Source organism: Acinetobacter sp. TR3 (assembly GCF_027105055.1).
Classification (GTDB): domain Bacteria; phylum Pseudomonadota; class Gammaproteobacteria; order Pseudomonadales; family Moraxellaceae; genus Acinetobacter.
Map to the genome: position 1 here is coordinate 2,867,542 of NZ_CP114264.1, position 22,976 is coordinate 2,890,517.

A 22,976-nucleotide genomic window follows, 5' to 3' on the forward strand; every position below is an offset into this window, starting at 1 on the left:
TACACCCTTGAATAGAGATGACTTCAGTCCAGCAATTACAAGGTGTTGGTGCCGCCGCAGCAACCCTATTAGAAAAGCTTCATATTTTTAGCACGGATGATTTGCTGTTTCATCTTCCGCGTGACTATGAAGATCGTAGCACTATTATTCCAATGAATCAGCTGGTTGTTGGACGAAGTTATCTGCTCGAAGGTGAAGTCCGATCAGTGGATTTCCCCCCTGGTAAAAAGAAATCTCTTGCCGCTTTATTACAAGATGATTTTGGCAAGGTCACTCTACGTTTTTATCATATTTATAAGGGATTAACCGATCGCATCAAAATGGGGCAACAGCTCCGAATTTTTGGTGAGGTTCGTGTCGGTGCACGTGGCTTAGAAATGTATCATCCAGAGATACAAGTCATCCAACAGCATACACCATTACCTAAAACCCAACTCACGGCAATTTATCCAAGCACTGAAGGACTGACTCAACCCAAGCTACGTGAATATGTACGCCAAGCTTTACAGCACCATAGTGACGACTTGGCTGAGTTATTACCGAGTAAATACAGCAATGGCTATGAACTTAAACAAGCATTAGAATATATTCATGAGCCTCCTGTTGATGCCAACATGCAACAACTCAATCAAGGTTCACATCCTGCCCAACAGCGTTTAATTTTTGAAGAACTGGTTGCCCATCAAATTAGTCTGTTAACACGCCGTGCCTATATTCGCCAAATTGCTGCACCTCGTTTTGATAGCAGTAAAGTCTTGGCTAAGGCATTATTAGACGGGCTTCCTTTTCAAATGACCAATGCACAAAAACGAGTTTCTAAGGAAATCTTGCAAGATCTCAAGCAAAATCAACCGATGCTCCGTTTGGTCCAAGGTGATGTAGGAGCAGGTAAAACACTCGTCGCAGCAGTTGCAGCCTGCCATGCACTAGAAGCGGATTGGCAAGTTGCACTGATGGCACCGACTGAGATCTTAGCAGAACAACATTATTTAAATTTTAAACGTTGGTTTGAGCCACTAGGCATCCAAGTGGCATGGCTTTCAGGCAAACAAAAAGGCAAAGCGCGCACTCTAGCCGAACAACAAATTAAAGAAGGACATGCACAGCTCATTGTAGGAACACATGCCTTATTCCAAGATACTGTCGGGTTCTCCAAACTTGGTTTAGTCATTATTGATGAACAACATCGCTTTGGGGTTGATCAACGTCTTGCCTTAAGAAATAAAGGGGCTGACCAATTCACCCCACATCAATTGGTGATGACAGCAACCCCGATTCCCCGCACCCTCGCGATGAGTGCTTATGGTGATTTAGATACTTCAATTATTGATGAACTCCCCCCGGGACGTACCCCGATTCAAACAGTCACCATTCCTTTGGATCGTCGTGAACAAGTCCTGCAACGGATTGCCAGCAATTGTCGTGAAGGTAAACAAGCGTATTGGGTCTGTACCTTAGTGGAACAATCTGAGACCCTAGATGCTCAAGCGGCTGAAGCGACCTACCAAGAAATTAAAGAACGCTTTCCAGACATCAATATTGGTCTAGTCCACGGCAAAATGAAAGCAGATGAAAAACAAGCGGTCATGCAAGCATTTAAAGACAATCAATTACAACTGTTAATTGCCACTACCGTGATTGAGGTTGGAGTCGATGTGCCCAATGCCTCAATCATGGTCATTGAAAATGCTGAACGTTTGGGGCTTTCCCAATTACACCAATTACGTGGTCGGGTTGGGCGTGGAGCTACCGCTAGTTTTTGCGCCCTACTCTACAAAGTACCTTTGTCTCAAAATGGTCAGGAACGCCTTTCAATCTTACGTGAAAGTAATGATGGGTTTGTGATTGCTGAAAAAGATTTGGAAATACGCGGTCCGGGTGAACTCTTAGGAACCAAACAAACTGGAGATATGGGCTTTCGTGTGGCACGTTTAGAACGTGATGATCATTTACTCACACAAGCACATTATGTCGCTGAACAAATTTTAAGAGATTACCCACAACATGCTGATGGACTATTAAAACGTTGGCTGCCCAAAGCTCCAAGATATGCTTATGTTTAAATTCATTAGCAGATCAACACGACAGCTTTTTGATTATCTAACCCCATGCAGCCTGTGTGATATTGGTATAAAAAGGCACTTTGGCGTGTGTCAAAGTTGTTGGGAACAATTACCGTGGTTAAAACAATCCATCGAGCGTAACCAACAACAGATTTTTGTTGCCTGCCATTATCAATATCCGATTGATCGCATCATTCAGCAATTTAAATATGAACAAAAACTGCATCATCAACGACTATTGGAAGGACTGCTACAACAACTAAAGCTTCCTAAAGTTCATGCCATCGTTCCAATGCCGATTTCAACAGATCGCTTGGTAGAACGAGGTTTCAATCAAACATTGCTACTCGCTCAAGCACTGAGTAAAAGCTTAAATGTACCCATCTGGCAACCCGTGCAACGCTTGGCGCAACATTCGCAAAAAGGTTTGTCACGCATAGAAAGACTAGAAAATATTGAACAGCAATTCGTGGCTGCACCACCCAATCATCTTCGTTATCGAAAAGTCTTAATCATCGATGATGTTGTGACTACAGGGAGTTCGATCACTGCTTTATCACACGTCTTACAACAACTTGGCTGCCAACAAATTTATAGTATCTGTTTAGCAGCTGCAGTAAATCATCAAGCTAGTACACTAGATTTTGCTGACACCATGGAATCACCACATGTTGAGTAAGAGGTGCAAGTAAAGTCGATTGATCATGCAAATCAATCCATTTCATCTCCGCAATTTCCGCAGCGATACGTGGTGTTTGTTTCAGTTTCACCTCATAGACATAACTCACTAACAGATGATCAGGCTCATTTGCAGCAGCCGTTTCAAAGCGCCCGACAAACTGTTTGATCTCAGATTCACACGCGATTTCCTCTAAAATTTCACGCTGTATTGCAATTTCAGGCGCTTCATTACTTTCTAGCTTGCCGCCTACTTGCATAAAAGCTTGGGTATTTTGCTTACGAACCAAAAGCAATTGATTTTGTTCATTCAATATAATCGCCGCAGCAACGGTTATGATTTTCACATTATCCCCTTAAACTTGAATATCTGCAGCTGACATCCATTTTGGTGTTGCAGGCTGATACACTGAAAATGCAGTTAAAATTTCGCCAATATTATCGGCGACAATTAAATTTTCTACAAACCTTGCCTGACTAAATCCGCGATCTACAGAATCTTGAATCGTTTGAATTAAGCCATCATAGAAGCCCTCAACATTTAGAAATGCACAAGGCTTTTGATGAATCCCTAATTGATTCCACGTCCATTGTTCAAAGATCTCTTCCATGGTGCCTGCTCCTCCAGGCAATGCGACAAACGCATCTGCTAATTCTGCCATTTTCGTTTTTCGCTCATGCATATCATTGACCACATACAATTCAGTCAAACCCGTATGCGCTAATTCTCGATCAACTAAAGCTTGTGGAATGATGCCAATGACCTGCCCACCTGCGGCTATTGCACTGTCTGCAACTACACCCATCAAACCAGAGCGACCGCCACCATACACAAGCGTTTGACCTTGCTGTGCAATTGCCAGTCCTGTCGCCTGTGCAATTTGTTGATAAATGGGATCATTACCGAGAGAAGAACCGCAAAAAACACATATAGAATTCATACAATTAAAACCGTTTTATATAACTGTCATGCTGATAAAGTAGGCTGTGTAACAAGATTTTTTAGAAATTAACGTTTAGGCAAGTGTTTTTCGTTTCATCCTTGTCTAAAATACACGCTGGTTTTCGGTACAATGCTGAAAATCTCACATTGGCTGCGCGAGGAAAAAAGACATGCTTGAAGCCTTTTATGCCACAGAGCGCGGTAGTCTAGAAGATGCAACAATCAATGGAAGTTTTGATCTCCATCCTGAATTGGTTTGGATTGATCTAATTGCTCCATCTCAAGAAGAACAACAGTGGGTATTTGATGCTTACGAGCGAAACTTACCAACATTAAAATCACTTGAAGACATTTCCTCATCTGCACGATTTTACCGTGATGATGATGGCATTTTGCATATCAGTACATATTTTTTAACAAAGAATAAAAATTATCAGGTCGATGGCGATACAGATGAGTCATCTCATATGCTTGCAACAGTACAAACTGTTGCCTTCATTCTGCATAAAGATCGTTTGTTTACCATGCGTGGCGAAAAATTAGTTGCATTTCGTGCCTTCCGTGCGCGTGCACGCCGTAATGATTACGATATGGACTATAAAGATCCCACTTGGATCTTGCTTGGTTTACTTGAAGCAAAACTAGATGAACTTGCGGATATCTTGGAAGATATCCACAAAGACTTGGAAAGATACTCCACAGAGGTACTCAATAATCATCATCGTGAAACCCTGCTCGATCTTGATGACATGATTACACGACTCGCACAACAAGAAGATATGCTTGGAAAGGCGCAACTGTGTTTGATCGATTTACGTCGTGTACTTACATTTCTCTCTCGTCCTCGAGCTTTAGGCAGTCATATTTATGATGCTGATATTCGAGAATTAAGTGAGGATGTCCGTTCACTGGTCGAACATGATGCATTCTTATTCCAGAAAGTCCGCTTCTTACTGGATACCACATCAGGCTTCATTAACACCGAACAGAATGACACGATTCGTCGATTCTCGATTTTACCCAGTATGCTTGCACCACCAATGTTGATTGCTAGTATTTACGGGATGAATACCGATGTATTGCCGTTTGCTCATGGCAGTCTGAGTTTTTGGATTGTCACCGCTATTTTGATGGCGTTTTTGGTCCTCCCAATGGTGTACTTCCGTTGGAAGAAATGGATTTAATAAAAAAGCACCTTACGGTGCTTTTTTATTACAAGACTTTTTTCATATCAATTTCAAATCATCTTGTAAATGGCAAGCTTGGATGACTTTCAGCATTTTCTCAGACACATTTTTAAAATGTAGACCTTTGTTATTTGGCGTTTGACGCAACCACTGCACCAACACTGCCAAAGAAAGGGTGTTTCCTTGTTCAAGCTGACCCAAATCAACAATAAGAGGAAAACTCTTATGTTGCTGGATATGCTTTAAACCTGCGCGATAAACTTGTTCTGCATTCGAGAAATCAATTGTTTTTGAAACAATTAACTGCTGATCAATATACTGAATCACCCGTCACCTACTTATTTCTTGTTAACAGCAGCATCTGCATCTGGCTTAAAGGTTGCAATCGCTTTATTCATATCACCACCATTACGCTGAACAGTTGCAGCAAACTGGTTACGGAATTGCAAGCCTAAATCAATACCAGACACATTGATATTACGGACTTTCCATTGGTCGCCTTTATCTGTCAACTGGAACGATACAGGGATTTTCTCACCATTATGTAAGAAGTCTAATGTAACAACTGGATTCTTACTATTGGTCGACTTGAATGGACGCATCGTGTAACTTTCATTGGTATATTTCGCGAAAGCACCGCCATAGTTTTCAATAATCACAGCACGGAAATTTTGCTCAAACTGAGCACGTTGCGCAGCAGTTGTATATTGATTGTTTGCATACGTACCTAATACGATACGTGTAAATGCTTGTGAATCAACATACGGATCAAGATTTTGACGAATAATTGTTTTTACTAAAGCAGGGTTATTCTGTAATTTAGCATGGTCCGCTTTTAAACGTGTAATTAGACCATCAGCAACACGTTTAACAAAATCAGGTGGGGTTTCTGTTGGTGCTGCAAATGCAGCACTCGCAAGCATGGTTGATAATACACTTGCTGTTAACGTTTGTTTCAATAATGTATTCACTTCAATCTCCTAACCTGAATTACTCAGCAAATGATGGCTCTGCATCAGCTGCTGCTGGCTGTGATGCTGAACCTTCTGTTGTTGCCGAGCCTGTTGTGGCTTTACTCGAACCACCAGTAATAAATTTACTGATCAAATCTTCTAAATCCATTGTGCCTTGGGTATTTGAAACCACATCACCACGTTTTAAGTAGTTCACACCACCACCTGGCACAACTTTCAAATATTTCTCGCCTAACAGGCCATTGGTTGCAACCATAATATAAGCATCCTCATCCAAACTGGTGATGGAGGTCATGTTGCTGATCAGTTGCTGTTCCATTGCTTTTTGTTTCGCCGCATCAGTTTGTTGATAATCTGAGCTATAACGCAATTCTTCTAAGGCATTTTTCTGCACTTGTTTTAATTGCTCAGTATTAAAGCTGGTTAATTTACCATCCAAATCAAACTTAACTGTTGCTAAACGTGTTACTGGATCAAGCGTAATAGATTCTACACGACCAATGGTCACACCACTCATGGTCACCTTTGCTCGTAGTTTTAAACCATTTACGTTATCAAACTGCGCTGTCATGCTATAGCTATCACGTAGATTTGTACCCACTAAACCACTTACTTTCATCGCAAGAAAAAATAGAGCGATACCGAAGATAATCACAAAAATACCTACGGCCAGCTCACTAGTACGTGATTTCATTAAATCCCTCCGAACATGACCGCAGTCAACACGAAATCAAAACCTAATACACAAAGTGAAGAATATACGACTGTTCTGGTCATCGATGTCGCGATACCCTCTGGTGTTGGATCACAAGCATAACCTTGATAGACCGCAACCCATGTACAAATCAGCGCAAAAACAATACTTTTAATAATAGTGCCATTAAAAATATCATGCCCAAACTGAACTGTGCTTTGCATACCACCCCAGAAAGAACCTTCATCAGCACCTAAAAAATCTACGCCAACCAATTTGCCACCAATGATACCGATCGTTGCAAAAATCACAGTCAACATCGGCAAACTAACAATACCTGCCCACAAACGCGGAGCCACAATTTGACGAAGTGGATCAACACCAATCATTTCCATACTGGCCAGTTGCTCACTCTGTTTCATTGAACCAATTTCGGCAGTGAGAGCTGAGCCTGCACGCCCTGCAAATAGTAATGCAGCAACAACCGCAGCGAGTTCACGCAACAAAGTTAACGAAATCGCAGTCCCCAACATGGCTTCACTACCAAAAGTGACCAAAATGCTATACATCTGCAAGCCAAGGACAGCACCAATAAATAAACCTGAAACAGCAATAATCAGTAGGGACATGACCCCAACACGATGCATTTGATATATGAAGCGTTGAAAACCACCTTTTGAAGGCGCTGAAAATAAAATTTGAATGAGCATAAGTGACGCAGCACCTATCCCCTTTATTCGCTCAATAACGAGTCTACCTAACCAGGCAATCGTATTCATGCACGAACCTCGTTATCTAAATATGCTTGGTGAGTAAATTGATATTCGACAGGCCCCTCAGCCGAGCCTGTTAAAAATTGATGCACAAATGGCGAAGCATGTGCCTGTAGCTGCTCAGGTGAACCTTCACCCTGAATTTTGCCTTCAGCAACCACATAAATATAATCAGCAATCGATAATGTCTCTGCGACATCATGCGAGACAATAATTGTTGTTAAGTCCAAAGCTTCACGCAAAGAACGAATCAATCGTGTTAGAACACCTTTAACAATTGGATCTTGGCCAGCGAATGGCTCATCATACATAATCAATTCAGGATCGAGTGCAATCGCACGCGCTAAAGCAACACGACGATTCATACCGCCTGAGAGTTCAGATGGCATTAATGGTTCAGCACCACGCAACCCGACAGATTCTAGCTTTAAAGCCACTAATTCGGCGATCAAATGTTCTGGTAATTGAGTATGTGCGCGAATCGGAAATGCGACATTTTCATAAACAGACATATCTGTAAAGAGCGCACCACTTTGGAATAACATCCCCATGCGTGCGCGGGCAGCAAACAAGTCTGGACGAGACATGGCTGCAATATTCTTACCATCGAGCAACACTTCACCACAATCAGGGATTAACTGCCCACCAATCAAGCGGAGCAAAGTGGTCTTACCTGTTCCTGAAGGCCCCATAATTGCAGTAATTTGACCACGTCGAATTTTAAGACTGATATCATCATAAATGACACGTTCCCCTCGATTAAAGCTCAAGTTTTTAACTTCAATTAGGGCTTCAGCATCGAGAGGAGATTTGTTATTCATACTGGCATTCATTCCTGCACTTTTTATGCACGCATACTATACACTGAAAGATTAAGCGCTTGTTTTTATTTTGATATGCTACGTATGAAGATTATTAATTTATGTAATTGTTCTTTTTATCAACTTCTGTGCTCAACTTATGTTGTGAGCTTGCATTCAAAGAATCGATATGATTGCGTGTAATAAGTGCATATGCAAAAAACAACCCATTACAAAGCATTAAAATAACAAATAAACATGGCAACCCTTCACCACAAATGAATGACCATATTTGACTTAAAAGACTTTTATTTTGTTTAACTTTATTCATTTCTTCTGTAAAATTTGAATTAGTAGACATTTTTCGAATTTTACATGACTAATCCTAAATAAAAAAGCCAGTTTTACAACTGGCTTCTTCTTTTCATCAGTTTTTAACGATTAAAATTCGTTTTTCCGACGATAATCATTCGCTACCAAACTTACGTTTTGGACGGTCATCACCGAAGCTACGCTTTGGACGATCTTCACCACCGAAACTACGCTTTGGACGATCTTCCCCGCCGAAGCTACGCTTTGGACGATCTTCACCGCCGAAACTACGCTTTGGACGATCGCCGAAGCCACCTTCACGTTGCGCTGGACGATCACCAAAATCACGTTTTGGACGGTCGCCGAAGCCACCTTCACGACGCGGTTTATAATCTACACGATTACCACGGTTGTCATCATTCGAATCAAAACGCGGTTTATCATTGAAACCACCTTCACGGCGCGGGCGATCTGAGTTGAACTCACGACGTGGACGGTCTTCGAAACCACCTTCACGACGTGGGCGATCTGAGTTGAACTCACGACGTGGACGGTCTTCGAAACCACCTTCACGACGTGGGCGATCTGAATTGAACTCGCGACGTGGACGATCTTCACCGCCAAATGATGGACGTTCACCACGTGGTTTATCATCAAAATTACGACGTGGACGGTCTTCAAAACCACCTTCACGACGTGGGCGGTCAGAGTTAAACTCGCGACGTGGACGATCTTCACCACCGAATGATGGACGCTCACCACGTGGTTTATCATCGAAGCTACGACGTGGACGATCATCACCGCCTTCACGACGTTTGAAATTGCTCTCGCCTTCAAAACGACGACCACCACCAAAACCACCACGACCGCCATCACGACCGCCACGACCACGACCACCGCCATCACGACCACGACCATCACGACCTGAACGAGCAGGAGGTGGAGATGGCTCTAAACCTTCGATTTCAGATACATTTAAACGTGCATCTAAGTAATCTTCTAAAGCACGGATTTTGCCACGCTCACGGTAAGTCGCTAAAGTAACGGCTTGACCTGTACGGCCCGCACGACCTGTACGACCAATACGGTGTACATAGTCTTCATTTTTCATTGGTAAACCGAAGTTGATTACGTGTGAGATTGTTGGTACGTCTAAACCACGCGCTGCAACATCAGTTGCAACCAAGATTTTTGCACGACCTTCACGAATACTACGTAAACGACGGTTACGAACGGTTTGTGGCATTGCACCATGCAATGCAACAACTGAGTGACCCGCTTCAGCTAATTCTTCAGCAAGCATATCTGTATCTTCTTGCGTGCTTGCAAAGACAACAGCTTGATCTACTGATTCATCAGATAACCAATGCGTAAGTAATTTTTTCTTGTGTTCGAAACCATCAGTCCAATGTAATGTTTGAGTTACATCAGTATTGGTGCTGTGACCAGTTTCAATTGCAATACGTTGTGGATCATTCATCATGCGTTCAGCAAGACGGATAATACGATCAGCAAATGTTGCAGAAAACATTAATGTTTGTTTACGATTTGCAGCTAATTCACCAATCGCCTCTAAGTCTTCAGAGAAGCCTAGATCAAGCATACGGTCAGCTTCATCAACAATTAATGATTCAACTTTATCAAGTTTAATTTGACGACGGTTTACAAGGTCAAGTAAACGACCTGGAGTCGCAACAACAACCTGAGCACCTTTAAGCTGTTGAATTTGCTTACCAAAAGGCATACCACCCATAATTGCAGCAATACGAACACCTTTCATGTGACGTACAAATGCAATCGCATCTTGGCTAACTTGTTGAGCCAATTCACGTGTAGGAGAAATAACTAAGATTGTAGGCTGAGTTACTGCCTTCATACGATCTTTGAAAGAAACGAATGCTTCTTCACCAGCCAAAGAGTTTAAAGTAGGCAATAAGAATGCAGCAGTTTTACCTGAACCAGTTTGGCTCGATACTAATAAATCTTTCCCTTCTAACGCAGCGGGAATCGCTTGTTCTTGCACAGGAGTTGGTGTGGTAAAACCTAAACCTTCAAGCGCTTGTTGTAAGGTTTCGTGTAAAGAAAATTCGGCAAAAGTTTTGCTCATAGAGAGTTTCACCCTAATGGGTGCTCCATTTTAATAAATTCAAAAAAAATAGACATCGGCAACAAGCGGCAAAGCGACTCAAGCTGAAAATAGATGAAGTTCAGCGGCGATCCGAATAACGACGATGTGGACTAAACGCACGCTTGATTACTGCTTCAACCTGAAGAATCGCTAAGCGATTTGGGCGCAAGATGTGGTCCTCTCGATGGACAGCGTGCGCTTTATGATGAATAGAACTGAATGTTCAGGTAATGAACTGGAATTTAAGTGCGTGGGCGGATTATAGCAGAATAATTTTAAAAGTCACCCTTTTTAATAGGTTTTTTCTATCCATTTCGATTATTCATTGATTTTATAAGAATTTAGCTTAAATATATTTATACACAAACAAAAATTTTAAAACCTCTATGCTACTAAAATTATTATTCATCTTATGGCTATTAGGATGCCTCAATATTGTCTATTTTGGTTTTCAACTTAATCCATTCCTTATAAAGAGTGAACCAGAGTATATTTATCAATACCCCATAGGTGGTGTAATCCTAATTTCTTTATTTTTTTCTAGTTATTTTATCGTTACATATTTTCTAGAATCGACTTCATCTATTCAAAAACATCCTTTTAGAAGTTGCACGATTTTAAGCACTATTACTTTCATACAACTTTTAATTGCATATAGCAGTGCTATGCATGCACCACCTTTTATGTGGGCATATATGATAAATATATTTATTTTATTCTTTTTTCATCTTGTTCTATGTGTTTCTATTATTAGGCATAAAAAAGAGTAGCAATCGCTACCCTTTTTCTAAAAATCCACAAATTATTTTGCAGCATCGCCCCAAGCTGGAACAACTGTTTGCATCAATGGTTTTAACATTTTCAATGAGCAAGCAAGTACTTGACCATTATCAAATGATTCATTACCACCACGAGCATCAACAACTACACCGCCCGCTTCTTTCACAATTAACTCACCCGCAGCAATATCCCACGGTTTTAAACCAAGCTCAAAGAAACCATCAAAACGACCTGCAGCGATATAAGCTAAATCCAAAGCAGCAGAGCCACCACGACGGATTTGCGCGCCTGATTTAGTTACAGCCAACAAAGAAGCGAAATGTTGTTCTGCATAAGAAACGATTTCACCATTACGTTTCGCACGATAAGGATGACCTACCGCAAGGAATGTGTTTTCTAAAGAGTCTTTAACATTGACACGGATACGGCGTTGGTTCATGACTGCACCACGACCACGACTTGCAGAGAATAATTCATCACGCACTGGATCATAGATCACACCGTGTTGAGTTACACCTTTATGTTGTACAGCAATAGAAATACAGAAATGAGGAACAGCGTGAATAAAGTTTTGTGTACCATCTAAAGGGTCAATCACCCAGCACCAATCTGCATCGTGACCTTTACCTTCTTGCATGCCAAACTCTTCACCAAGGAAGCTGTGGTTTTTATAGCTTTTACGAAGCGTATCTATTGTTAGCTGCTCAATATAACGGTCAACACGCGTTACTGGACCATCGATGCCTTTTTCTTCAACTTGTAAATCGAGTTTATGACGATTTTGATGCGCCTTTAAAAGCTCTTGACCAACTGTTTGAGCCGCACGCGCAGCCATAACCACCATAGGTTCCATTGAACACCCACTACAAATTTGAAGATTTTGACAAAGAATAATGCATAAAAGCGCCTACATTCTATCAAATATAAGCGCTTTTAGGGGAAAAATGTTGCGAAAAATTATTTCCGCTTTCACATTCTTCTATTTATGAGAACCAAGCTTGTTCAATTGAAGCTAAAATACCGTTGCTATCTAAACCACAGTCTTGCAGCATTTGCTGATGGGTTGCTTGATGTAAGAATTCATCGGGCAAACCTAAATTCAACATTGGTTTTAAAATTCGCGCATGTGCCAAAAATTCATTGACCGCACTGCCTGCTCCTGCCATCACTGCATGTTCTTCCACAGTGACAAAAAGCTGGGTACTCTCTGCAAGCTCACGGATCATTTGCTCATCTAATGGTTTTACAAACCGCATATTGACCACACGTACAGCAACAGAATGTTTACTTGCAAATAATTCTGCTGCTTCAACTGATGCCGCAACTCGACTACCAAAAGCAAGAATACTGATCTGCTGTTCAGCATCTACATTAAATTCTGCAACAATTTCAGCTTTACCAATTTCTAAAGCAGTCATCTGTTGTTGAATTTCAACACCTGTGCCAACCCCACGTGGATAACGTACGGCAGTTGGTCCATTATAGTGATATGCCGTATGCAACATCTGGCGACATTCATTTTCGTCTTTTGGTGCCATGATCACCATATTCGGCACTGTACGCATATAAGCATAGTCATATGCGCCTGCATGGGTCGGACCATCTTCACCGACCAAACCAGCACGATCAATACCAAAAGTCACATCTAAATTCTGGAGTGCGACATCATGGATTAACTGATCATAACCACGTTGTAAAAAGGTCGAATAGATTGCTACGATAGGTTTTAAACCTTCACACGCCATACCCGCTGCTAAAGTCACTGCATGTTGCTCGGCAATAGCCACATCGAAGAAACGTTCAGGATATTGTTTTGCAAACTGAACCATCCCTGAACCTTCACACATCGCTGGGGTGATTGCGAGTAAACGATCATCTTGCGCTGCTTCATCACATAACCATTGTCCAAACACGTCTGAGTATTTAGGCGGTGATTTTTTTGCAGATGCAGATGCTGTAGCTGCAATTTTAGTAATCGCATGATAGGTAATCGGGTCTGCTTCAGCAGGCGCAAATCCTTTACCCTTTTTGGTATAAATATGAACTAAACGAGGGCCTTTACGTTTTTTAAGCGCATGAAAAACTTGCGCTAACTGTTCCACATCATGTCCATCAAATGGACCAAAGTAATCAAAACCAATCGCTTTAAATAAATTATCAGCAGCATTTGTTGCAGATTGGTGTAAGCGCGAATTGTAAGTCCATTTTGGATGTGGTTGAACATAAGCTTCGCCATGTTCATTGACATTGATAAACTGACCTGTTTCCCAAATCGCTGCTAAGTGTTTTGCAAAACCACCTGTGCTACATGAAATCGACATATCGTTATCATTTAAAACGACAATCAGATCAGCATCATGTGCAACTGCATCATTCATGGCTTCAAATGCCATACCTGCTGTCATTGCACCATCACCAACGATTGCAACGACATCGCATGGATCTTTTTGATAGCGACGTGCCAAAGCCATCCCCAAACCTGCTGAAATTGCAGTTGATGAATGCCCTACCCCAAAGGTATCAAACTCTGATTCATCACGCGCAGGGAAAGCCGCTAAACCATTTTTTGTACGAATTGTGGTAATTGTTTCACGGCGACCTGTTAATACTTTATGCGGATAGGCTTGATGACCGACATCCCAAACCAAGCGGTCTTCAGGAGTATTAAAACAATAGTGCAGCGCAACAGTCAGTTCGATGACTCCAAGATTTGCGCCAAAGTGGCCACCGCTTTGCCCTGCCGCATACAAAATATATTGACGCAACTCATCCGCCACTTGTGCGAGTTGGCTTTGCTCGAACTGACGTAATTGTTGTGGATGATCAATTCCATCTAACAATGGCGTAACAGGACGTTGAGTTGGAATTTCGGTATACAACATAATGTGGCAAAGCCTTTTTAAGCCTGGCAAATCCGAAGCTGGGTTAAATGGGGGCAATCATACAATTAAATACGATCTACCTTCAATCAGCCACATGTGCGAATGATGTAGTGCTGAACATTCTCAAGCCAATCTTAAACAACTGACTTACAGATTATCCTGAATTATGTCACTGTTTATCAACCATTATTGTGTGCTTTCTATGAAAAAGAAAAACTTATGTGAAAAATCAGAAATTCCAATTCACTCAATCTTCACACATTAAGCTATACTTTGATAGTTTTTACTAACATAGCGAGCTCTCTGTGCCGATTGAATTTATTGCAACATCAAAGCTACCAACTGCTTTTGGTGACTTCAATATTTCTGTGTTTCAAGACCCTCAAACGGGCGAAGAACATGTGGCGCTTTCTAAAGGTTTAGAAACTCCCCCAACAGGACCTGTTTTAGTTCGTATTCATTCAGAATGCTTAACAGGTGATGCTTTCGCTTCATTAAAGTGTGACTGTGGTCCTCAATTACAAGCGACTCAACGCCTAATTAATGAGGCAGGACAAGGCGTGATTTTGTACTTACGCCAAGAAGGTCGTGGGATTGGTTTAACGAATAAAATCCGCGCCTATGCTTTACAAGATCAAGGGCATGACACTGTTGATGCAAACCTGTTATTAAATCTTCCTGCGGATGCACGTCGTTATGATATGTGTAGCATTATGCTGGATCATCTACAAATTAAAGAAGTTAAGTTAATTACGAATAACCCGTTAAAACTTAAAGCCTTAACTGATTTAGACATCAATGTGGTTGAGCGTGTACCGTTAACAGTAGGTCGTAACCCATTTAATGAACAATATTTAAAGACCAAACGTGAGCGTATGGATCATCTTTATCAAAAAGATGACTTTTAATTCATTTTTAATGATGTTTAAAAATAAAGCATTTAAGGGATTTTTGATTAGAAAAATTAAAAATCCCTTATTTTTTTTATGGATTTATGTTTTGATATAAGCAATCTCTAGATCACTTTCAGAGGATCATCATGCAACATCCAACTTCAGTTGATATTCAACGTGTTCGTGAGTTTTTACTCGATCTACAAGCACGGATTTGTGCAGGACTAGAGCAACAGGAACGTGCAGGCGGTGGTACCGCTGAATTTATCATTGATGATTGGCAACGAACCGAAGGTGGCGGTGGTCGCTCTCGTGTTCTGCAAAATGGTGAAGTGATTGAAAAAGGTGGGGTAATGTTTTCCCACATTAACATCAGTAAACTCCCAGCCTCTGCAACGGAACGCCACCCTCAGATTGCAGGTGCTAAAGCACAAGCCTTGGGTGTATCACTGGTGATTCACCCAAAAAATCCCAATATCCCAACTTCACATGCCAATGTACGTTTATTTGTTGCCGAACCTGAGGGGCAAGACCCTGTTTGGTGGTTTGGCGGTGGATTTGATCTCACACCTTTTTATCCAGATGATCAAGATATTCAAAACTGGCATCAAACCGCTTATGATTTATGCCAACCATTCGGCGAACATGTTTATGCTGAACATAAACAATGGTGTGATGATTATTTCTACTTAAAACATCGTGATGAACAACGTGGTGTAGGTGGTTTATTCTTTGATGATTTGAACCAATGGGACTTCGAAACTTGCTTTAAATATATTCAAGCCGTTGGTAATGGTTATTTAGAAGCAATCTTGCCTATTTTTGAAAAGCATCGTGAACAGCCTTATACCGAAGCTCAGCGTGAATTCCAATTGTATCGTCGTGGTCGCTATGTTGAATATAATTTAGTCTACGACCGTGGTACGTTGTTTGGCCTACAAACGGGTGGTCGTATTGAGTCGATTTTAGTTAGCTTGCCTAATCTCGCGGGTTGGTCTTATCGCCCTGAATGGGATGCCGACTCAATAGAAAAACGCTTAACAGATTATTATCTAAAACCAAGAGATTGGTTGAGTTTAAATAAATAATTGACCGTAATTATTCAAAGCACCTGAATTTAGGTGCTTTTTTTGTACCTAAAGATTATCGTATATTGTGTCCTCATAAGCATTCAAATATGTTTAATAGCCTATGTCCTCTCTTTCAACTTTGGATAAAAGTATGACCAAACAATTTGCTGTCATTGGGAATCCGATTGAACAATCTCGATCACCAGAACTCCATCATGCATTTGCAGCAAAAACGGGGGTCAATTTAGACTATAAAAAAATTCTTGCGCCCTTAGATGGTTTTGAAAGCACAGCAAAAGATTTTTTTGCTCATGATGGCGTTGGAATGAATGTAACTGTGCCGTTTAAAGAGCAGGCATTTGCTTTATGTGATCAACTTACTGAACGTGCCAAAATTGCTAAAGCTGTGAATACCTTGTGGATGCAAGATGGCAAACTGTTTGGAGATAATACCGATGGTCAGGGTTTAGTTGCCGCCATTCAAGCCCTAAATTGGAATTTAGAAAATAGTCGTATTTTAATTTTAGGTGCAGGTGGCGCAACTCGCGGTGTGATTTATCCTTTAGTACAAGCAGGCGCAAAACAGATTATCATTGCCAATCGTACACTTGCTCGAGCTGAACAATTGGTCTCCGATTTAAAAGATGCCGTGCCGCAAGCGCAACTCTCAGCGCTCAGCTTGGAACAACTTGCTGGTGAATTTGATTTTGTCATCAATGCCACTTCTGCCAGCTTAACTGGTGATACTTTACAGCTTCCTGAATGCTTGGTTTTTCACCATGCTTATGAAATGGCTTATGGAAAACCTTCGAGCTTTTTGGATCAAGCCCAAGAGCGTCAAGTTCCATCAACAGATGGTTTTGGTATGTTGGTGGGCCAAGCGATTGAAGCCTTCTCTATTTGGAATGGGGTCAAACCTGAATTAAAAGATTTCTTATAACCCATCTATAAATATTAATAAGCAAAAAAGAACCTGGATTGCGCAGGTTCTTTTTGAATTAATTAACCATTATTTAGTGCTTAACATTTTCAAATAAACGTCTTTAAAGATTTCATAATCAATAAACTCATTATGCTCAATCTTTAATGATTTAATGCTCTTTTCAGACAACTGATTTTTACGAGCATCGACATATACTTGCCCTAAAATCGCTGCGGTTTGTGCCAATAGTGGTTTTTCCTCACTTGAACCTCCATTATCACGCTCAAATTGAAGTTGATACTGTTGAGCAAATAGCTGCTGTGGTTGTTTATATTGAGCTTGTAGCTTTTTCCAAGCTTGACGATCTTTATCACCATGCATCGCATCATTTACAATACGATTAACAGCTTGTCCTAGCTTGTCATCAAACTGATCATCTTGCTCAAGATGATGTTTCTTCTGTAATGCTTCAATGCTCTTCAACGCCTTACCTTGTGGGTTATAGATGTCATCTGTGGCATACCAATAGGCATAAACAGCTGCAATTTCCTGCAATTCCTGACTTGTATAACGTTGTGCAATTTCTGCTTTATTTTCTATCAGCTTGGCAATAAATACAGCTTTAAATGTTTGCTCATAACTCTGTGTTGCATCAAATCGTTGTTCAGCAATCACTTTCAATTGGTCATCTAATGATAGTGTATATGCTTCTGCTGAACGTTCTTGAACATTGGTTTGCCCTAACTTTTCAGAGAAACTACCAATCGCCTGCTCTAACATAGAGCCTTTACTTGCTTCAGCCCATGTTTTCGCTCGTTTCAATTGAGCCTGATCAATTGGCGTTGCTTGGCCATAATTGGAAATCAACATATCTGCTTTAAGATTAAAACGAGACTTCAGTTCAGGTAGTGCATAATTCAAATCATAATCAATTTTAACTGCTCGCCCTTGCGCATCTAAACCAATATCCATAGTAAATGGATTACGTTTGTCTTGAGGAGGCAATGCTTTTTCAATCTCAGCCTGATGCTTGATCCATAGCGCTTTAAATGCCTGATCATCAATAAATTGATTTTGATCATACACAGCAAATTCTTTTTCTAGGCTTTGTAATTTTTCAACATAAGATAGAAAACCTGATTCGGCTTTTTTCGCATTAAAAACATCAATATCATAAATACTTTCACAATACTGTGCATCGCCATAAGCAGCCTGTTGAGCATTCAGAAGCGCTGTACATTGGGTCTCTGTCAAACCTTGTTCATCTTTTGAGGAAGAAGCTGCATCTGCGGCAGCATCAGCTGATTCTGAATCGTCAGTGACTATCCCAGCTTCTTTGGCAGCATCCATCGCTTGCTGCGCTGCATCGGATACCTTTGGATCAGCTTCATCTTCAACACCAAAGTGCTGATTCACTAAATGATATAATTGCTGACTGACGACACTGGCATCATCTGCGGAATCTTTATTCGCTAATATGGATGCCGCTGCATCAGGTTTGGTTTTGCTTGCAGCATTGGTTTCATCAGCAATCAGCTTTTCTAAATTTTGTTCTTTAATATTTAAAATGCTTTGCATTAAATATTTTTCATTCACTTTGCTGTACAAATTCGCTTGTAAAATTAATTCTTCAATCGATGTTTTTAAGCGAATTTTTTCGACTACTCCTAAATTTCGATCAGCAGCGGAGACAGACAATGCTTGAATGTTATTTTGATCAGCTAAACGGTAATAAACAGCACTTGAAGCTTTCACATACTCTGCAAATTTTTTGTAATCCACTTGCTTAAACATTGCCTGATATTTTGAAAAATCCAAATAAGCTAAATTATTTTGATTTTCTTTGTTCACCAAATACGGCATCAAAGCAAAATAATTGATATAAAACTTATAATTATTTAAATCTAGGACCATCGGCACTTTTGCTTGAACTAACAAGGTTGGTTTTTCATAACGTGCTGTCAGATTAAACGAACCCATTTTCTGACGATAATGCACAGAACCATCATATTCAAATTGCATATCATTCAATATATTGGTCATGATCTGAGCAAATTTATCAGCTTTAGAACCACCAGAACTTTTGGGCTGTTGTGCCAAGGCATTATAGAGTGCCTGCTTTTGTTTGCTGTTTAAATTAACCTTTTGTTCTTGTAAATATTGATCCACTTTTTGTTTGAGTGCTGCATCTAAAGTCGCCTTTTCTGACGAGGTGTTTGATTTATTTTGATCTAGGTCGACATGAACTTTGAATTTTCCACGATAATCGTAACTCGGATATTCATACATTGCATTGAGACTGTTAATTGCCTTTTGCTCTAAATTCTGAGAACCTGAATTGGTTTTAATGACATGCTGCGAACAAGCAGAAAGACCAAGACCCAACAAACATAATGTTAAATATTTTAAACGCATAGCTTTACCAAACACCCTTATATCGTTATATTTTCAACTATAAAACAGATCATTTTTCACATATAATATCTGCAAAGACTCTAACAGAAAAATGATTTTCTGACACATTACTATTTTCTAAAATTAGCTTTTCTGACATTTTTTTCCCTAGAGTTTATCAATGTATTTTTATCACTATTATGAATAATCAAAGTATCGAAACAGATAATCCAAAATGATTCAAATACAGGATTAAGATTATGCCAGCATATAAAGCCCCTCTCCGTGATATTCGTTTCTTAATGAACGAAATGTTAGATTATCCAGCACATTACCAAACTTTGACAAGTGGTCAAAATGCGGATGCTGAAACCGTTGATATGATTCTTGAAGGTGCGGCAGATTACTGTGAAAACGTACTTTCTCCACTGAACCAATCTGGTGATGAAGAAGGTTGTACTTTCAATAATGGCGAAGTAACAACGCCTAAAGGTTTTAAAGATGCTTACGACCAATTCGTAATGGGTGGTTGGCAAGGTCTTTCTTACCCAGAAGAGTTTGGTGGTCAAGGCTTACCAATGTCTTTGAACCTCATCAAATCTGAAATGATGGGTACGGCGAACTGGTCATTTACCATGTATCCAGGTTTAAGTACAGGTTGTATGAACACCATCATGCAGTTCGGTACTGATGAGCAAAAAAATACTTATATGCCTAAATTGGTTGAAGGGACTTGGTCAGGCACAATGTGCTTAACTGAACCTCAATGTGGTACAGACTTAGGTCAAGTTAAAACTAAAGCTGAACCTGCTGCTGACGGTACTTATAAAATCTCTGGTACTAAAATCTTCATCTCTGCGGGTGAGCATGATTTAACAGACAATATCATTCATATCGTACTTGCGCGTCTTCCAGATGCACCTGCTGGTACTCGTGGTATTTCTTTATTTATCGTACCGAAATTCATCCCGACTGCTGACGGCGGTGTAGGTGAGCGTAACACGGTTTCTTGTGGTTCGATCGAACACAAAATGGGTATCCGTGCTTCAGCAACTGCTGTATTGAACTTTGACAATGCAACAGGTTACCTCATCGGTGAAGTAAACAAAGGTTTACATGCCATGTTTACGTTCATGAACACTGCTCGTATTGGTACAGCGGTTCAAGGTATTGCACATGCTGAACTTTCTTTCCAAGGTGCGTTACCTTATGCGAAAGATCGTATGTCGATGCGTGCCCTTTCTGGTAAGAAAGAGCCTGAGCGTGTAGCTGATGCAATTATTCACCATGCTGACGTTCGTCGTATGTTGTTAACTCAAAAAGCGGTTGCAGAAGGCGGTCGCGCAATGATCTATCATGCTGCAAAACTTGCAGACAAAATGACAGATGCATTAGTCAATGGTGATCAAGCTGCTTATGAAGCTGCTGATGACAAACTAGGTTTCTATACCCCGATTTTAAAAGGTTTCTTGACTGAATTAGGTTTGGAAGCTGCGAACCATGGTATGCAAGTATACGGTGGTCATGGTTTCATCAAAGAATGGGGCATGGAACAAATCGCACGTGATGCACGTATCTCAACATTGTATGAAGGTACAACGGGTATCCAAGCACTTGATTTATTAGGTCGTAAAGTTCTTTTAAGTTCAAAAGGTAAAATCGTTCGTGACTATACTGCTGAAATCTTAAAATTCTGTGCTACGCATGCGCGTAACAAGTATTTACGCCGTTTTGCTTGGGACTTAACTAAGCTTTGCGCTCAATGGAACACATTAACTGTTCGCATCATGCTTGCAGCTCGTAAAGACCGTGACATCGTATCTTCTGCTTCTAATGATTTCTTGATGTTCTCTGGTTATGTGATGATGGCTTATTTCTGGGCTCAACAAGCAGTGGTTGCTTCTGAGAAGCTAGAAGCTGGTAACGGCATTGAAACTCCAGAATTCTATAAAGCAAAAATCAAAGTTGCAGATTTCTACTTTGACCGTTTATTGCCACGTGCACAAGGTCATGCAGAATCAATGGTAACGACTTCACGTACTTTGACTTCACTTACTCCAGAACACTTCAGCTTCGATTACTAATTCAATCGGAACTGATCAATAAAAAGAGCGCTTAAAGCGCTCTTTTTTTTATTTTCAAACAGCAACGTCAAATGATGTCGCTGATTTATTGTGATTTTCCTATCCTCTCGATTATTCTAAAAAAATAAAACAGCTACACATCATATAGGCAAATAAAAATGACATTTAGGAAAGGCAATCTAAATTATGGCATCTATAAAAAGGCAGAAGATGGAACTTTTATCATTGGCACAACACTTCCAGTATTTGTCTTACTTGAAATATATGATCCTGACGAAGCAGGGTGTTCATATTCTTTAGAAGCACTGTCTATTTATCAGGATGGTACAATCAGATGTGGTTATCAGCACTTTAACCTGCAACAACTTAGGCAAGAGATTCAAGAGGGAAAAATTACTGTTCAAATCGCTGAAAGTTCTAAACTTGAGATAGAAAGCCTCGGTGAATTTGGAATTTATCCCTCTCTTTCATACTATAAAAACAATGATGATTTAATAAAGGAAGTTATAGATATTATTGATGAACTCAATGATCGTCCAGATTCAAGCGCACGTTGTCAAATTGCTTGGGAAAACTATTTAACCCACCCTTGTGCAGAAAATATTGAATGTTTAAGAATCGCTTATGAAGCCATACCCACACACCATCGTAAATATGTTTTAGGGGATATGGATCAACATGACATACCCATCCGCAAAGTAATTTATCAAGAACCCTTGCCCTTAAGATATTCAATCGTTCAACCTAAATTCCAGCCAGCAATTCAACAGTTCAGTAAAGAGATTTTTGATACATCCACACCGTTGGAAAAATTTTATAAAGAATTAAAAAATTTGGCGGGCAATCACAACATCAGACCTTTTGTTTGTAATGGCAATCCACTAGAAACTGACATTTTAATTATTGGTTTTAATCCAGCGACTCAAGCAGATGACTTTTGGAAATATTTTGCTCCAGCTACAGGCTTCAATAAAAATGACTGGTTACAAGCCTATCAACAAGACCGTATAGATGCTGGCAAACCTGCACTCAGCAATACTCGCCGAGTCATCGAATGGATCAATGATGCATTATTCAGTATTCATCCAAATCTAGTTGTCATGGAAACAAATATTTATGCCCTGCCCACGCGCAAAAAAACCGATCTGACACAATCTGATCAAGACACCTTTATTTTTGATTTCCTGATTCAACATCTTCAACCCAAAGTAATGATTACACATGGTGTAGATGCTGAACGACATATAAAATCCATTAATTTGAACACACCCGTTTTAGCACAGAAACATTTTGCTATTGGTTGGTCCAGGAACAAGGCTCAACAATTGGCTCAAGAAATCCTAACCTTTTTATAATCTTGGAATTCTATTAGATACTTTAATCTTGGGTTTTATAAAAA

The 22,976-nt window shown here is 40.3% G+C and carries 19 protein-coding genes; 8 read left to right on the forward strand and 11 right to left on the reverse strand.

All coding sequences use genetic code 11. The features are described from left to right. The first annotated feature begins 17 nt into the window (after positions 1-17). Both recG and O1449_RS13770 read left to right on the forward strand, forming a co-directional pair. The gene (gene recG, locus O1449_RS13765) at positions 18-2,063 is read left to right on the forward strand and encodes an ATP-dependent DNA helicase RecG (protein WP_269238585.1); all 2,046 of its coding nucleotides are present in this window, start codon (positions 18-20) and stop codon (positions 2,061-2,063) included. Continuing rightward, a complete protein-coding gene (locus tag O1449_RS13770; protein WP_269238586.1) occupies positions 2,056-2,742 on the forward strand; it encodes a ComF family protein in 687 nt (228 codons plus the stop codon). Before recG ends, O1449_RS13770 begins: the two co-directional genes overlap by 8 nt. On the opposite strand, the gene O1449_RS13775 is transcribed toward O1449_RS13770, so the two are convergent. Further along, a complete protein-coding gene (locus O1449_RS13775) occupies positions 2,693-3,088 on the reverse strand; it encodes an NUDIX hydrolase (RefSeq protein ID WP_269238587.1) in 396 nt (131 codons plus the stop codon). The two genes, O1449_RS13770 and O1449_RS13775, sit on opposite strands and share 50 nt — an antisense overlap. A 9-nt stretch (positions 3,089-3,097) precedes the next feature. Continuing rightward, the gene (locus tag O1449_RS13780) at positions 3,098-3,682 is read right to left on the reverse strand and encodes a TIGR00730 family Rossman fold protein (protein WP_050040921.1); all 585 of its coding nucleotides are present in this window, start codon (positions 3,680-3,682) and stop codon (positions 3,098-3,100) included. A 172-nt stretch (positions 3,683-3,854) separates the two neighbouring features. Between O1449_RS13780 and O1449_RS13785 the strand changes: the two genes are divergently transcribed. Continuing rightward, a complete protein-coding gene (locus O1449_RS13785) occupies positions 3,855-4,868 on the forward strand; it encodes a CorA family divalent cation transporter (protein WP_046738987.1) in 1,014 nt (337 codons plus the stop codon). A gap of 42 nt (positions 4,869-4,910) precedes the next feature. On the opposite strand, the gene O1449_RS13790 is transcribed toward O1449_RS13785, so the two are convergent. The 8 genes from O1449_RS13790 to dxs form a co-directional block, all read right to left on the reverse strand. Beyond that, positions 4,911-5,198: an STAS domain-containing protein gene (locus tag O1449_RS13790; protein ID WP_004660311.1), complete on the reverse strand. Its 288-nt coding sequence runs from the start codon at positions 5,196-5,198 to the stop codon at positions 4,911-4,913. An 11-nt stretch (positions 5,199-5,209) separates the two neighbouring features. Further along, the gene (locus O1449_RS13795) at positions 5,210-5,842 is read right to left on the reverse strand and encodes an MlaC/ttg2D family ABC transporter substrate-binding protein (RefSeq protein WP_269238588.1); all 633 of its coding nucleotides are present in this window, start codon (positions 5,840-5,842) and stop codon (positions 5,210-5,212) included. Positions 5,843-5,861: 19 nt separating this feature from the next. Next, positions 5,862-6,539, reverse strand: a complete 678-nt coding sequence (gene mlaD, locus O1449_RS13800) for an outer membrane lipid asymmetry maintenance protein MlaD (protein WP_269238589.1) — start codon at positions 6,537-6,539, stop codon at positions 5,862-5,864. Beyond that, a complete protein-coding gene (gene mlaE, locus O1449_RS13805) occupies positions 6,539-7,318 on the reverse strand; it encodes a lipid asymmetry maintenance ABC transporter permease subunit MlaE (RefSeq protein ID WP_269229506.1) in 780 nt (259 codons plus the stop codon). Before mlaE ends, mlaD begins: the two co-directional genes overlap by 1 nt. Then, complete coding sequence (locus O1449_RS13810; RefSeq protein ID WP_269229505.1) at positions 7,315-8,133, reverse strand: ABC transporter ATP-binding protein; 819 nt, start codon at positions 8,131-8,133, stop codon at positions 7,315-7,317. Before O1449_RS13810 ends, mlaE begins: the two co-directional genes overlap by 4 nt. 445 nt (positions 8,134-8,578) lie before the next feature. Then, positions 8,579-10,531 carry a DEAD/DEAH box helicase gene (locus O1449_RS13815; protein ID WP_269238590.1) on the reverse strand — a complete coding sequence of 651 codons (1,953 nt, stop codon included), beginning with the start codon at positions 10,529-10,531 and terminating at the stop codon, positions 8,579-8,581. An 823-nt stretch (positions 10,532-11,354) separates the two neighbouring features. Next, positions 11,355-12,185 carry an inositol monophosphatase family protein gene (locus O1449_RS13820; RefSeq protein ID WP_269238591.1) on the reverse strand — a complete coding sequence of 277 codons (831 nt, stop codon included), beginning with the start codon at positions 12,183-12,185 and terminating at the stop codon, positions 11,355-11,357. A 130-nt stretch (positions 12,186-12,315) separates the two neighbouring features. Continuing rightward, positions 12,316-14,214, reverse strand: a complete 1,899-nt coding sequence (gene dxs / locus O1449_RS13825; RefSeq protein ID WP_269238592.1) for a 1-deoxy-D-xylulose-5-phosphate synthase — start codon at positions 14,212-14,214, stop codon at positions 12,316-12,318. A gap of 305 nt (positions 14,215-14,519) precedes the next feature. On the opposite strand from dxs, the gene ribA reads away from it, so the two are divergent. The 3 genes from ribA (at position 14,520) to aroE (ending at position 17,117) form a co-directional block, all read left to right on the forward strand. Further along, positions 14,520-15,122, forward strand: a complete 603-nt coding sequence (ribA, locus tag O1449_RS13830; protein ID WP_004660293.1) for a GTP cyclohydrolase II — start codon at positions 14,520-14,522, stop codon at positions 15,120-15,122. A gap of 131 nt (positions 15,123-15,253) precedes the next feature. Then, positions 15,254-16,195: an oxygen-dependent coproporphyrinogen oxidase gene (hemF, locus tag O1449_RS13835; protein WP_269238593.1), complete on the forward strand. Its 942-nt coding sequence runs from the start codon at positions 15,254-15,256 to the stop codon at positions 16,193-16,195. A 133-nt stretch (positions 16,196-16,328) separates the two neighbouring features. Beyond that, the gene (gene aroE, locus O1449_RS13840) at positions 16,329-17,117 is read left to right on the forward strand and encodes a shikimate dehydrogenase (RefSeq protein ID WP_269238594.1); all 789 of its coding nucleotides are present in this window, start codon (positions 16,329-16,331) and stop codon (positions 17,115-17,117) included. Positions 17,118-17,186: 69 nt separating this feature from the next. Here the strand turns inward: aroE and O1449_RS13845 are convergent, their stop codons facing one another. Further along, complete coding sequence (locus O1449_RS13845) at positions 17,187-19,514, reverse strand: hypothetical protein (RefSeq protein ID WP_269238595.1); 2,328 nt, start codon at positions 19,512-19,514, stop codon at positions 17,187-17,189. Positions 19,515-19,753: 239 nt separating this feature from the next. On the opposite strand from O1449_RS13845, the gene O1449_RS13850 reads away from it, so the two are divergent. Together O1449_RS13850 and O1449_RS13855 are read left to right on the forward strand one after the other, a co-directional pair. Beyond that, a complete protein-coding gene (locus O1449_RS13850) occupies positions 19,754-21,577 on the forward strand; it encodes an acyl-CoA dehydrogenase C-terminal domain-containing protein (RefSeq protein ID WP_269238596.1) in 1,824 nt (607 codons plus the stop codon). A gap of 158 nt (positions 21,578-21,735) precedes the next feature. Next, positions 21,736-22,932 carry a DUF7639 domain-containing protein gene (locus O1449_RS13855; RefSeq protein ID WP_269229497.1) on the forward strand — a complete coding sequence of 399 codons (1,197 nt, stop codon included), beginning with the start codon at positions 21,736-21,738 and terminating at the stop codon, positions 22,930-22,932. Positions 22,933-22,976: the final 44 nt, after the last annotated feature.